Genomic DNA, 12,870 nt, shown 5'->3' on the forward strand with positions numbered 1-12,870 from the left:
TCAGCGCCCGGCGCAAGGTCGGCGCCCGGCGCGGGCTCAGTGCCCGGCGCGCGACGGCGCGGCCGTCGAGGTGCGGACGATCAGGTCGGGCTGGAAGACGACCAGCCGGTGCTCGTGACCGGCCGGCTCGTTGGCCTCTTCGAGCAGGAGCTGCGCCGCCGTGTGGCCGAGCTGCTCGCGCGGCTGGCGGATCGACGACAGCGGCACGGCCGCCGCGGCGGCGAAGTCGATGTCGTCGTAGCCGATGATGGCCAGATCCTCGGGAACCCGCAGGCCCCGCTGCGTCATCTCCTGCAGCACCCCGATCGCGACCAGGTCGTTGGCGCAGAAGACCGCGGTGGGCCGTTCGGCGGCGGGCAGGCCGGCGATCTCCTGGCCGGCCGTCCTGCCGGTGGCGACGGTGAGGTCGGGCAGGGGGATCACGGTGAGCGCGTCGCCGGGGCCGAGCACGCTCGCCAGGCCGTCGTGACGCTCGCGCACCTGGCGGACGGTGAACGGGCCGCCCGCGTAGGCGATGCGGTGGTGCCCCTGCTCGCGTAAGTGCCGGCCGGCCAGCCGCCCGCCGAGCACGTCGTCCACCGCGACGGCGCAGCCCTGGCTGTAGCGGGCCGAGCTGTCGAAGCGCACCACCGGGATGCCGCGGGCGACGAGCCGGCGCAGCCGTTCCTCCTCGCCGCGGTCGTTGACCGGGGTGATCAGCACGCCGAGCGGCCGCTGCTCCTCGAACGTCGCCAGCAGCCCCGCCTCACGGGCGGCGTCCTTGCTGCTGGTGAAGACCATCACGGTGACGTCGGCGCCCTGGGCCACGCCCTCGACGCCGCGCAGCACGTCGATGACGAACGGGTTGGCCAGGTCGAGCGCCACCAGCCCGATGGTGCGGCTGCGCCCTTCGCGCAGTTGCCTGGCGGAGCCGTTGCGCACGTAGCCGAGCCGCTCGATCGCCTCCCGCACCCTGCGCAGGGTGTCGGGCGCCACCAGCTCCGGGCGATTGAGCGCGTTGCTCACGGTGCCGACGGAGACCCCGGCGAGCCGGGCGACCTCTTTGATGCTCGACATCGTCCCTCGCCGCGAGCCTTGTGCGTCGCTGCGATCATAGCGCAGCCGTTCCTGACCGTCATGGACCGGTACACGAACGGCCGGCCGCCGCTCGTGCCCCGCGACGCGGCTACAGTGATCTTCTTCGGTTCCGCTTGACCGCCGTGCGCATCCATGCCTAGATCAAGTGCATCCGTCCCGCCCCACCCCCCGGAGGACCCGCCGCATGGCCTCGGCTGGAACGCGTACGCCGTGCTGACCCCGCCCCCCGATCCGGCCGTGGCGCGCAGGCGGCGCCGCGGGCTGGTGCTGCGGGTCTCCACGGTGCTGGCGGGCGTCCTGCAGCTGGCCCTGGCCGGTTTCCTGATCACGCTGCCGGGCGGCTCCACCACGCTCGATCCCTTGCCCGGCTCCGAGCACGACCGCCGGCCCGAGGCCGTCCGCGTGCCGATGGCCGCCGCCACCCCGCGGCCGACGGTCTCCGGCGTGCGTCCCTCCGCGCCCACCCCGCGCCCGACCACGTCCTCGTACGGGGTGACGTCCCGCCCGACCCCGGCCGGCTCGCCGAAGACCGCCCCCACCACGACGGCCGATCCGGACGCCACCGTCTCACCGGACGGCCCGGCCGCCACCAACGCTCCCGGCGCCTCCGCGCCGCCCGCCACGCGCCGGCCGGGGCCCGCCCGCAAGCGCGGCTACGTGCCGCCGGCCCCGGCGCTCAGCCCGGCGCCGCGGATCGTCTCCACCTTGGCGCCCCTGGTCAGGCAGCCGAGGCCGCGCGCCACCCGGACACCGTCCCCCGGCAGCGTCCCCGGGAGCGCCTCCGATCGGACCTGGTACTAGCCCCTCGGCTCCACCCCCGGCTCCACCCTTCGTAGGTGCCGCTCCACCCCTCGCCGTTCCTACCGTTCGAGGCATGGACAAACGGTTCGAACTACTGAAGTGGCTGCTGGACGCCACAGGGGGAAAAGTGAACGGAAAGTTCTTGATCACGCTCGTCGTCGTGGGCCTGGTGGTGCTGGCCGGGTTCGTCGCGTTCCGCCTTATCGTGGTGGAGATGATTCTCAGCCTGAGGGACTCCCACTAGGTCATGCGCGAGGTGTGGGCGCGGGTCGCGCGGCTGCTGTCCGCGGACGACCCCGAGACGGGGCGGCTGGCCAGGGTCCTGATCAGCTTCGCGCTGGCGTGGTCGCTGCTGGTGGCCGCGCCGGTCCGCGCTCCCGTGCTGGTGTGGTCGGCGCTGGGCGCGGCGATGGCCTGCTGGCTGGCGTTCGTGCTGCTCGACGGGCGCCGGCCCCGGGCGGCCGTGGGGCTGCTCGCGGCCGGGTCCGCGGTGGCCTCGGCGGTGACCGGGTCGGAGTCGGCGGCGCCCACGGTGTTCACGTTCGCCATGCTGCTGCTGTTCGTGGCGCACCTGACGCCGCCCGTCACGGCCGTCGTCGCGGTCGCCGCCGTCGATCTCGTGCTGATGACGGGGAACATGATCTGGTTCGGCCAGTCGGCGCGGTCGATCGTGACGCAGGGGGCGGTGATGGTCTGCACGGTGCTGTTCGCGGCGCAGCGGCGGCAGTACCGGCGCGCGCTGCAGGACCGGGCCAGGGCGCTGGCGCTGGACGAGCGCGCCCGCATCGCCAGGGAGCTGCACGACGTGCTCGCCCACTCACTCGGCGCGCTGGGGGTGCAGCTCGACGTGGCCGAGGCGCTGCTGACGGAGCGGGGTGACGTGGCGGGGGCGGTGGCCAGGATCAGGCGGTCGCGGGGGCTCGCCCGTGACGGGCTGGTCGAGGCGCGGGCGGCGGTCGCGGCGCTGCGCGAGGACGTGCCGCCGCTGCCCGACGCGCTCAGGCTGCTGGTGACCGAGCATCGCCGGGACCACGACGTACGGGCCGAGCTGCGAGCGACGGGCACGCGCCGCCCGATCACGCCGGCGGCGGAGGTCTGCCTGCTGCGCACGGCGCGCGAGGCGCTCACCAACACCGCCAAGCACGCGCCCGGCCGCCCGGTCACGCTCGACCTGTCGTACGGGGACCAGTCCGTCCGCCTGACGATCCGCAACCCCCTCCCGCCCGACCTCCCGAGCAACCCAGCGGCACAGACGGACATGCCCGTCGCGTCCGGGTACGGGCTGTCCGGCATGCGGGAGCGGGTCGCGCTGGCGGGCGGGACACTGGGCGCGGGCCCGGTCGGCGGGTTCTGGGAGGTACGGGCGGAGGTGCCGAGTGAGGGTCCTGGTCGTCGATGACCAGCAGGCGATGCGCGAGGGTCTGGTGGCCCTGCTCGGGCTGGTCGACGGCGTGGAGGTGGTCGGCGACGCGGCGCAGGGCGAGCGGGCGCTGGCCCTGGTGGCGGAGCTGGCGCCGGACGTGGTGCTGATGGACCTGCGCATGCCCGTCATGGACGGCGTGGAGGCGACCAGGCGGATCGTGCGCGACCATCCGGCGGTGGCGGTGGTGGTGCTGACCACGTACGACGACGACCGGTCGGTGGACTCGGCCCTGCTGGCGGGGGCGCGCGGCTACCTGACCAAGGACGCGGGGCGGGCGGAGATCGCGGCCGCGCTGCGGTCCGCCGCCGCCGGGCAGTCCACCTTCTCCGCCGCCGCGGCCAGGAGGCTGGTGGAGGCGCTGTCGCGGGGCGTGCCCGAGCCGGTGACGGAGTGCCCGGACGGGCTGACGGCGCGGGAGGTGGAGGTGCTGCGGCTGATCGCCCGCGGGCTGAGCAACGCCGAGATCGGCGCCCGCCTGTTCATCGCCGGGACGACCGTCAAGACGCACATCAACAACGCCTTCGCCAAGATCGGCGTCCGCAACCGCACCGAGGCCGCGAACTACGCCCGCGACCGCCTCACCTGACACCCCACGACGCCCGAACCCGGCCACGCCGGCGTCGGACGGGTCGCACCGGTGGATCTTGCCGCGCGGTCGCCCGGGGGCGGCGTGATGGGCACCGGTAGATTCGTTTGTCCGGAGATGCCCGACCTGAGGAGCCCCCGTGACCATCCCCCATCTGATCGGTGTCCATCCGGCCTGGCTGCCGCCCGAGGCGTTCTCGGCGATCGGCTCGCGCCGCACGCTCGTGCAGGCCGACGAGTCGGCGCCGGCCAGGACCGTGCGGGCCGAGGTGGCCGACGCCTGCGCCCGCCACGGCGGCGCGATCGCGGGGCCGGGAGAGGCGGCCGACCTGGTGCTCGCGCTCACCTCGGCCGGCCCGTTGCCGCCCGCCGCGCAGGCGGTCGCCGGGCCGGAGATCGGCGCCGAGGGTTTCCTGCTGGCCCGCCAGGACGGCGTCACGGTGGTGCTGGCCGACGACCCGGCGGGCCTGCTGTACGGGTTCTTCGAGGTGGTCAGGCAGGGTGCGGCCGCGTTCGGCGCGTCACGGCCGGCCGAGGCGCACCGGCCGGCGCTGCGCCGGCGCATGCTTGACCACTGGGACAACATCGACGTGCATCCGGTGATGGGCCAGGTCGAGCGCGGTTACTCGGGCGGCTCGATCTTCTGGCGGGACGGCGTCCAGCACGAGGACCTGTCCCGGGTGCGGGCCTACGCGCGGCTCCTGGCCGCGACCGGGATCAACGCGGTCGGGATCAACAACGTCAACGTGCACGCCACCGAGGCCCGCCTGCTCACCGACCGGCTCGGCGAGGTGGCCGCCATCGCGGCGGAGTTCCGTCCGTACGGCATCCGCGTGCACCTGTCGGTCAACTTCGCCTCCCCCGTCGCGCTCGGCGGGCTGGACACCGCCGACCCGCTGGACGAGCGGGTGCGCGAGTGGTGGGCGCGCACGACCGGGCGCGTCTACGCGGTCATCCCCGACTTCGGCGGCTACGTGGTCAAGGCCGACTCGGAGGGGCAGCCGGGGCCGTTCGCGTACGGGCGCAGCCACGCCGACGGCGCCAACGTGCTCGCCGACGCCCTCGCCCCGCACGGCGGCGTCGTGCACTGGCGCGCTTTCGTCTACAACCACCGCCAGGACTGGCGCGACCGCTCGACAGACCGCGCCCGCGCCGCCCACGACCACTTCGCGCCGCTCGACGGGCAGTTCAGGGACAACGCGATCCTCCAGGTCAAGCACGGCCCGCTGGACTTCCAGACGCGCGAGCCGGTCTCGCCGGTGATCGGCGCCATGCCGAACACGCGGCTGGCGGTGGAGCTGCAGGTGACGCAGGAGTACACCGGCCAGCAGCGGCACGTGTGCTACCTGGCCCCGATGTGGAGCGAGGTGCTCGGGTTCCGCTTCCGGGGTCCTGACGGGCGGGCGGTGGCGGACGTGACCACGAGCGGCGGCCTGGTCGCGGTCTCCAACGTCGGCGACGACCCCTACTGGACCGGCCACCCCCTGGCCCAGGCCAACCTGTACGCCTTCGGCCGCCTGGCCTGGCAGCCGGGCCTGGACCCGGCCGCCGTCCTGGACGAGTGGATCGGCCTGACGTTCCCGGTCGGCCAGGACGGCGACGCGGAGCGGCTGCGCGGCACGCTGCACGAGCTGATGGACGGCTCGTGGCGGACGTACGAGCGCTACACGGCCCCGCTCGGCGTCTGTTTCATGGTCCGCCCCGGCCACCACTACGGCCCCGACGTGGACGGGTACGAGTACACGCAGTGGGGCACGTACCACTTCGCCGACCGCGACGGCATCGGCGTGGACCGCACCCGGGCCACGGGCACCGGCTACACCGGCCAGTACCCGGCGCCCTGGTCGGAGGTGTACGAGTCCCTGGCCGAGTGCCCCGACGAGCTGCTGCTCTTCTTCCACCACGTGCCGTACGGGCACGTGCTGCACAGCGGCACGACGGTCGTGCAGCACATCTACGACGCCCATTTCGCGGGCGCCGAGGAGGCGGCGGCGATGCGGGCGCGCTGGGCGGAGCTGGACGGGACGAAGACGGTCGACGCGGCCCTGCACGGGCGGGTGAGCGAGCTGCTCGACGAGCAGGTGCGCTCGGCGGAGGAGTGGCGCGACCAGGTCAACACCTATTTCCTGCGGAAGTCGGGCGTCCCCGACGCGCACGGCCGCCGCATCCACTGACCGGTCGGCGGCCACGGCCGCCGACCGGTGAAACGGCCGCTACGGGCGGGTGAACCGCTGCTGGACCTCGGTGATCATCGGGCCGGCGTTCCACAGGAGCGTCGCGGTGAGCACCGAGGCCAGCAGGGCCAGCACCGCCTCGGAGGCGAACAGCGTGACCCCGGCCGCCACGACGAGCAGGCAGGCGTCGGCCAGGGTGGCGCGCGGGAAGCGGCCCAGCGCGTACGCGGCCAGCCGGGCCACGTCCACCGCCCTGAACGCGAACAGCGACGTGATGACCAGCGCGTTGACCACCCAGAGCGTGGACCCCGCCGCGACCGCGACCAGCAGCACCGCCCACCAGCCCGGCACCCCGGCGGCGGCGAAGTTGGCCAGGCTCGTGCCCACGACGGCCATCCAGGCCAGCCACGGCGCCCAGATCTTCAGCACGCCGGCGAAGTTGAGCCGGTAGCCGCGCCAGAACGCGCCGGCCGGGCGCAGGTCCGCCAGTTCGCGGCTGCGGTGGCGCAGCGCGTACAGGGCGGCGGACAGCGCCGGGCCGGCGGGGAGCAGACAGGCGGCGGCCAGCGGCACGTTGCCGGCGGACCGGTCGAGCAGCACGAGCGCCACCAGGCCGGGCACGGCGGTGAGCAGGATGAGCAGCTCGACGACGATCAGGGTGTAGACGAGCGCGGAGACCCGCGAGAGCGGACCGGTGCCGAACCGCCGTGCCGCTCCCACGTCGCTCATCGTGTGTCTCCTCTGCTGCCGGGGCTGCTTCGCTTCGCGGAGGACAGCGGGATCAGCTGCCGTGCTCCTTCTTGAAGCGCTCGTAGGCGGTGTTGACCAGGTTGAGGTAGGAGGTCGAGTTCTTGGACTCCAGCTCCTTGACGTAGGCGTCCCACTCACTGAGGTCGCGCTCGCCGAGGATGAACTTGAGCGTGTTCTGGGTGACGTGGTCCTTCAGCGGCGTCTCCCACAGCGAGGCCTGCTCGCGCTCCTCCTCGGTGAACGGCGCGGCCGGCTCGACCGGCCACGGCTTGCGGGTGTTCATCACCTTCTGGAACTCCAGCTCCTCGTCCGAGAAGGTGGATTCGAGCAGCGCGGTCGGGCCGCCGTAGGCGAACACGCCGTTGCCGAAGCCGAAGTCCTTCTGCAGGTGCTTAGGCGCGCCCGCGTTCAGGCCGACGAAGTCGACGTCCTTGGCGAGCTTGTACTTGCCCGAGGCGTCCTTCGTGAACGTGGTGCCCTCGACGCCCCACTTGCCGAACTCCTGGCCCGCGTCGGAGTACCAGAGCCAGTCGATGAACTGCATCATGGCGACGAAGTTCTTGCTCTCCGTGGCCTTCTTGGAGATCATGATGCCGTTCTCCAGCCGGGTGGCGATCTTGTACTCGCCGATCGGCCCGAGCGGGACCGGGATCTTGACGATCTTTGCTTCGGGGATGTTCTCGGTCAGCGGGCCCCGGTAGTCGTTGATCAGCGACTGCGCGTTGGTGCTGATCACGAAGGACTTGCCGGAGACGAACTTCTGCTTGGCCGCGTCGTCCTGCTGGGTGAAGCTCTCGGGGTCGAGCAGCTTCTCCTTCACCAGCTTGTTCAGGTACTCCAGCGTCTGCTTGTACTGCGGCATCGCTCCCGTGTACGCCCACTTGCCGGCCGTGACGTCCCACATGGCGTGCTGGTACTCCCAGCCGCCCTTGGTGCCGTACGCCTGGGCGATCAGCTTGATGATGTTGCCGCCCGGCGTGGGCACGCCCCAGCGGTCGGTCATCGGGTAGAGGTCGGGATATTCCGCCTTCATCGCCTTGAGCATGGCGTAGAAGTCGTCGAGGGTCTTGGGGATCTCGATCTTGAGCTTGTCCAGGATGTCGGTGCGTACCGCGAAGGAGTAGTCGACCCAGACGTTCTCGTGCAGGCCGGGCAGCAGGTAGACGCGGCCGTCCGACTGCATGATCGAGTTCAGCTCGGGCTGGAGCTGCCACTTGGCGACGCGGTCCTTGAAGTTCGGCATCAGCTCGAAGTAGTCGCTGACCGGCAGGACGGCGCCGGAGGCGACGAACGCCTCCTCCTGCGGGTGGTAGGTCTTCGGGATGATCAGCGGCGCGTCGCCGGCGCCGATGATCAGGCTGCGCTTCTTCTCGTAGTCGCTGAGCGGCACCGTCGTCGGGGTGATGGTGACGTTGGTGCGCTTGGTGAGCTCCTGCCAGAACAGCCAGTCGTTCTTGATCGGGTAGAACGGGTGGTTGTTGTAGAGCATGCTGAACGACACCGGCTCGGTGGCCTTGAACTGCTGGCCGACGCCGTAGCTCGCCATCGCGCCTGCCTTGTTGGCCGACATGTCCGCGCCCTTCGCGGGGGCCTCACTGTCGCTGCCGCAGGCGGTCAGGGCGAGGGAGGCGAAGGCGCTGAGGCCGATGATCGCCTGACGCCGCGAGATGTCACGCATGTGGGGGGATCCTTTCCCGTGGTTCTGCTGGGTGGGGAGGCGCCGGGAGGTCAGCCCTTGACCGCGCCGAGCATGACGCCGGAGACGAAGTAACGCTGGACGAACGGATAGATCACGAGGATGGGCAGGACGGTCAGGACGATCGTCACCGCCTGGATGTTGGCGGCCGCCTGCGTCACCTCGGTCGCCGCGGCGCCGTAGGAGTCCGAGCCGGTGGCGCCGGCGATGAGGTTGCGCAGGTAGACGGTCACCGGGAACAGATCCGACTCGTTCATGTAGAGGAACGCCTGGAACCAGGAGTTCCAGAACGAGACCGCGTAGAACAGGATCATCGTGGCGAGGACCGCCTTCGACAGCGGCAGCACGATCTTCCAGAGGATGCCGTAGGTGTTGAGGCCGTCGATCGCCGCCGCCTCCTCCAGGTCCTGCGGCAGGCTCTCGAAGAACGCCTTCATCACCAGGAGGTTGAAGACGCTGATGGCGTTGGGCAGCACGATGGCCCAGATCGAGTTCTTCATGCCGAGGCCGGTGATCAGCACGTAGTTCGGGATCAGGCCGCCGGTGAAGAACATGGTGAAGACCGCGATGCCGATGAGCGCCTTGCGGCCTTTGAGGTGCTTCTTGGAGAGCACGTACGCGTACGAGGTCGTCATCACGATCGCGATGAACGTCGCGACGACCGTGTAGACCACCGTGTTGCGGTAGTTCGTCCAGAACGTCGGGTCGGAGGCCACGATCCGGTACGTCGTCAGGTTGAACCCCTTGGGAACGAGGTTCACCTCGCCCGCGCTGATGGCGCCCTGACTGCTGAACGAACGGGCCAGGATGTTGACGAACGGATAGAGCGTCACCACCACGACGCCGGTCAGGATGAGGCCGTTGAACCACTGGAAGACGCGGTAACCCCGGGTCAGCTCGTGCGTTGTCACCACAGGCTCGTCCCAACTGTGCGGCGGGAGATCACGTTGGCCGAGAGGATCAGTACCAGCCCGACCAGCGCCTCGAACAGGCCGATGGCCGCCGCGTAGCTGAAGTTGCTGGCCTCCAGGCCCATCCGGTACAGGTAGGTGGAGATCACGTCGGCGGTCGGATACGTCAGCGGGTTGTACAGCAGCAGCACCTTCTCGAAGCCCACCGCCATGAACGTGCCGATGTTGAGGATCAGCAGCGTGACCGCGGTCGGCCGGATGCCCGGCAGCGTCACGTGCCAGATCTGCCGCCACCGGCCGGCGCCGTCCATCCTGGCCGCCTCGTAGAGCTGGTCGTCGATGGTCGTCAGCGCCGCCAGGTAGAGGATCGTGCCCCAGCCGACCGTCTGCCAGACCTCGGAGCTGACGTAGATCGTCCGGAACCAGCCCGGGTCCTGCATGAACGAGACCTTCTCGCTGCCCACGAAGTCGAGGAAGGCGTTGATCGGCCCGTCCAGCGACGTCATCTGCATGACGAGGCCGGCCACGATCACCATCGACAGGAAGTGCGGCAGGTACGACACCGACTGCAGGAACCGCTTGAGCGTGCGCCGCCTGACCTCGTTCAGCAGCAGGGCCAGCACGATCGGCAGCGGGAAGCAGAAGATCAGGGTCAGCGCGCCGAGGACCAGGGTGTTGGTGAACACGTTCCAGAACGTCGGGTCGTTCAGGAACAGCTTCACGTACCGCAGGCCCACCCATTCCTCGCCGAAGATGCTGCCGCCCGGTTCGAACTTCCTGAAGGCGATGACGTTCCCGATCATCGGGGCGTACCGGAAGATCAGAAAGAACAGCAGCGGCAGGATCGCCAGCGAGTACAGCTGCCAGTCGCGGCGGAACGCGGCCCGCCACGAACCGGCGGGCGGGCGCCGGCGCCGGCCCGGCGCCGGTCTCTCCTAGCGCGGCGCCGGCCTGGCCGCGTCCAGCGTCTTGGGTGTGGTCATCCTCGGCCCTCCGGTGAGTCGCGGTCGATGTGCGCCGGCACCCGCAGCTCCCGCAGGTGGCCGACCTCACGCTCGGCGCCGGTCAGGCGCAGCGGCAGGCTCGCCTCGAACCGCGAGCTGGAGCGGCCGAGCCGCAGCTCGACGTCGCCCGGCTCGACGACGCGCCGCCCGCGCGTGCCGGTGAACGACGTGACGTCGGCCGGGACGGTGAAGCTCACCCGCGCGCTCTCCCCCGCCTCCAGCGGGACCCGGGCGAAGCCGATCAGCCGGACGACGGGCCTGGTCGTCTGCGCCACCGGGTCGTGCAGGTACAACTGGACGACCTCAGCGCCGGCGCGCGCACCGGTGTTGCGGACCGTGACCTCGACGCTCACCTCACCGTCCACCGCCCACTGCTCGGCCCCGCCCGCGACGCGGGCGTCGCTCCACTCGAACGTGGTGTAGCTCAGGCCGTGCCCGAACGGGTACGCGGGCGTCGGGTCCACGGACGACACCTGGGTCCGCTGGCCGAGCGGCGGCGACAGGTAGGTCGAGGGCAGGCCGCCCGCGTCGCGCGGGACGCTGACGGGCAGGCGGCCCGACGGGTTCACCGCGCCGGTCAGCACCTCGGCCAGCGCCTGGCCGCCGCGCTGGCCGGGGAAGAAGCCGTACACGACGGCCGCGGCCGGCTCCAGCTCCGGACCCAGCGCGTACGGGCGGCCGGCCAGCAGCACCAGCACCACCGGCGTGCCGGTCGCCAGCACGGCCCGCACCAGCTCCGCCTGCACACCCGGCAGGCGCAGGTCGGTGGCGTCGCAGCCCTCGCCGGACGTGCCGCGCCCGAACAGCCCGGCGCGGTCGCCGACGGCCACCACGCACACGTCGCTCGCCGCGGCCAGCTCGGCCGCCGCGGCGATGCCGGAGGTGTCGTCGCCGGTGATGTCGCAGCCCGGCGCGTACGCCAGCCCGGGGACCAGCCCGCCGAGCGCCTCGCGCAGGGACGGCAGGTCCAGGCCGAGGCCGTGCTCGGGGTGCGGGCCCACGTGCGCCGGGAAGGCGTAGCAGCCCAGCATCGCCATGGGGTCGTCGGCGACCGGGCCCACCAGCGCCACCCGGCGGCCGGGAGCCAGCGGCAGGATCTCGTCGGAGTTGCGGACGACGACGACGGCCTCGCGCGCCAGGCGCAGGGCCAGCTCCCTGCTCTCCTCGTCGTCCAGCCTGACCTCCTCGGCGGGCCCCGGCAGCGGCTGCCAGCCCTCGTCGAGCAGGCCGAGCTCCGCCTTCTGCGTCAGCACGCGGAGCAGGGCGCGGTCGATCAGCGCCTCGTCCACCGTTCCCGCCTTGACCGCCTCGACGAGCGGCGCGCCGAAGGCGTCCACCGTGGGCAGCTCGACGTCGATCCCGGCGCGCAGCGCCAGCCCCGCCGCCTGCCCCGCGTCGGCGGCGACCCGGTGCAGCCGCTCCAGGAACCGGACCGCGAAGTAGTCGGCGACCACCGTGCCGTCGAAGCCCCATTCGTCCCGCAGCAGCCCGGTCAGCAGGCTCTCGTCGGCCGCCACCGGAACACCGTCGATCTCGGCGTAGGAATTCATGACCGACCGGGCGCCGCCCAGCCGCAGCGCCATCTCGAACGGCGGCAGCACGACGTCCGCCAGCTCCCTGCGGCCCATCTGGACCGGCGCCAGGTTGCGGCCGCCCCGGGAGGCGGAGTAGCCGGCGAAGTGCTTGAGCGTGGCCACCACCCCGGCGCCCTCCAGGCCGCGCACGTACGCCGCGCCGAGCATGCCGACCAGGTACGGGTCCTCGCCGATCGTCTCCTCGGTGCGTCCCCAGCGGTAGTCCCTGGTCACGTCCACCACCGGGGCCAGCCCCTGGTGCACGCCCGCGGCCCGCATCGAGCGGCCGATCCGGCCGGCCACCTCCTCCAGCAGGTCGGGGTCGAACGAGGCGCCCCAGCTCAGCGGCGCCGGATACACCGTCGCCCGCCAGGCCGCGAAGCCCGTCAGGCACTCCTCGTGCACCTGGGCCGGGATGCCGAACCTGCTGGCCGCGACGATCTCGGCCTGCGAGGCGGCCAGCGACCTGGCGCCCGCCACCGGATCGACCGGCGCGGTGCCGAACGGCCGGGTCAGCTGGCCCAGCCCCTGCCGGATCGCGTCGTCCCACTCGGGGCCGCCGCCCATGTCGGTCTGGTGCGGGGCGACGCCGCCCCCCGAGGCGTCGGCGCCGACCCACACCCCGACGAGCTGGGCGACCTTCTCCTCAAGAGTCATCAGCGGGACGAGCGCACCGGCCCGCTCGGCGGGTGACAGGCGCGTGTCCCGCCACCGGTCACTCTCGCCGGACGCCGAGCTCGCGTCGATTGGTACCTGGCCCCTCATGCCATCCCTTCGGCCGAACGACGGCGCCGTCCGCGGCGAGAGCGGGTGGTGTTTGCGCGGGGCTGACGCCGAAAGTTTTCGAGGTAAATCCATTTAATATTGCGGCAACA

At 71.9% G+C, this 12,870-nt stretch carries 11 protein-coding genes; 5 read left to right on the plus strand and 6 right to left on the minus strand.

Features of this window, described 5'->3' with window-relative positions:
• Positions 1–36: 36 nt before the first annotated feature.
• Positions 37–1,056 carry a LacI family DNA-binding transcriptional regulator gene (locus B0I32_RS31195; RefSeq protein ID WP_106245826.1) on the minus strand — a complete coding sequence of 340 codons (1,020 nt, stop codon included), beginning with the start codon at positions 1,054–1,056 and terminating at the stop codon, positions 37–39.
• A 231-nt stretch (positions 1,057–1,287) separates the two neighbouring features.
• Between B0I32_RS31195 and B0I32_RS31200 the strand changes: the two genes are divergently transcribed.
• The 5 genes from B0I32_RS31200 to B0I32_RS31215 all read left to right on the plus strand — a co-directional run bounded on the left by B0I32_RS31200 (position 1,288) and on the right by B0I32_RS31215 (position 6,060).
• On the plus strand, positions 1,288–1,878 hold the full coding sequence (locus B0I32_RS31200) for a hypothetical protein (protein WP_106245828.1): 591 nt from the start codon (positions 1,288–1,290) through the stop codon (positions 1,876–1,878).
• A gap of 73 nt (positions 1,879–1,951) precedes the next feature.
• Positions 1,952–2,122 carry a hypothetical protein gene (locus B0I32_RS57975; protein WP_181307963.1) on the plus strand — a complete coding sequence of 57 codons (171 nt, stop codon included), beginning with the start codon at positions 1,952–1,954 and terminating at the stop codon, positions 2,120–2,122.
• Positions 2,123–2,125: 3 nt separating this feature from the next.
• Positions 2,126–3,277: a sensor histidine kinase gene (locus B0I32_RS31205; RefSeq protein ID WP_106245830.1), complete on the plus strand. Its 1,152-nt coding sequence runs from the start codon at positions 2,126–2,128 to the stop codon at positions 3,275–3,277.
• Positions 3,255–3,887 carry a response regulator gene (locus tag B0I32_RS31210; RefSeq protein ID WP_326627660.1) on the plus strand — a complete coding sequence of 211 codons (633 nt, stop codon included), beginning with the start codon at positions 3,255–3,257 and terminating at the stop codon, positions 3,885–3,887. The genes B0I32_RS31205 and B0I32_RS31210 overlap by 23 nt, the downstream gene beginning before the upstream one ends.
• A gap of 139 nt (positions 3,888–4,026) precedes the next feature.
• On the plus strand, positions 4,027–6,060 hold the full coding sequence (locus tag B0I32_RS31215; RefSeq protein ID WP_219912088.1) for an alpha-glucuronidase: 2,034 nt from the start codon (positions 4,027–4,029) through the stop codon (positions 6,058–6,060).
• 39 nt (positions 6,061–6,099) lie between these two features.
• Here the strand turns inward: B0I32_RS31215 and B0I32_RS31220 are convergent, their stop codons facing one another.
• From B0I32_RS31220 to B0I32_RS31240, 5 genes are all read right to left on the minus strand, one after another.
• Entirely contained in the window at positions 6,100–6,789 is a 690-nt protein-coding gene (locus B0I32_RS31220) for a YesL family protein (RefSeq protein ID WP_106245832.1), read from the minus strand.
• 52 nt (positions 6,790–6,841) lie between these two features.
• Complete coding sequence (locus tag B0I32_RS31225) at positions 6,842–8,488, minus strand: ABC transporter substrate-binding protein (RefSeq protein ID WP_106245834.1); 1,647 nt, start codon at positions 8,486–8,488, stop codon at positions 6,842–6,844.
• A gap of 50 nt (positions 8,489–8,538) precedes the next feature.
• Positions 8,539–9,417 carry a carbohydrate ABC transporter permease gene (locus tag B0I32_RS31230; protein WP_106245936.1) on the minus strand — a complete coding sequence of 293 codons (879 nt, stop codon included), beginning with the start codon at positions 9,415–9,417 and terminating at the stop codon, positions 8,539–8,541.
• Positions 9,414–10,220 (minus strand): ABC transporter permease, encoded by an 807-nt coding sequence (locus tag B0I32_RS31235; protein WP_245956138.1) that lies wholly within the window; start codon positions 10,218–10,220, stop codon positions 9,414–9,416. The genes B0I32_RS31230 and B0I32_RS31235 overlap by 4 nt, the downstream gene beginning before the upstream one ends.
• 176 nt (positions 10,221–10,396) lie before the next feature.
• Positions 10,397–12,760, minus strand: a complete 2,364-nt coding sequence (locus B0I32_RS31240) for a beta-xylosidase/alpha-l-arabinosidase (RefSeq protein ID WP_106245837.1) — start codon at positions 12,758–12,760, stop codon at positions 10,397–10,399.
• Positions 12,761–12,870 lie beyond the last annotated feature (110 nt).

This window comes from Nonomuraea fuscirosea (genome assembly GCF_003001935.1).
Taxonomy (GTDB): Bacteria; Actinomycetota; Actinomycetes; order Streptosporangiales; family Streptosporangiaceae; genus Nonomuraea; species Nonomuraea fuscirosea.

Bases quoted from the DNA above. Each gene is read 5' to 3' on its own strand.
- B0I32_RS31195 (WP_106245826.1), bottom strand. From the start codon at position 1,056: ATGTCGAGCATCAAAGAGGTCGCCCGGCTCGCCGGGGTCTCCGTCGGC.
- B0I32_RS57975 (WP_181307963.1), top strand. From the start codon at position 1,952: ATGGACAAACGGTTCGAACTACTGAAGTGGCTGCTGGACGCCACAGGG.
- B0I32_RS31205 (WP_106245830.1), top strand. From the start codon at position 2,126: ATGCGCGAGGTGTGGGCGCGGGTCGCGCGGCTGCTGTCCGCGGACGAC.
- B0I32_RS31220 (WP_106245832.1), bottom strand. From the start codon at position 6,789: ATGAGCGACGTGGGAGCGGCACGGCGGTTCGGCACCGGTCCGCTCTCG.
- B0I32_RS31225 (WP_106245834.1), bottom strand. From the start codon at position 8,488: ATGCGTGACATCTCGCGGCGTCAGGCGATCATCGGCCTCAGCGCCTTC.
- B0I32_RS31235 (WP_245956138.1), bottom strand. From the start codon at position 10,220: ATGATCGGGAACGTCATCGCCTTCAGGAAGTTCGAACCGGGCGGCAGC.
- B0I32_RS31240 (WP_106245837.1), bottom strand. From the start codon at position 12,760: ATGAGGGGCCAGGTACCAATCGACGCGAGCTCGGCGTCCGGCGAGAGT.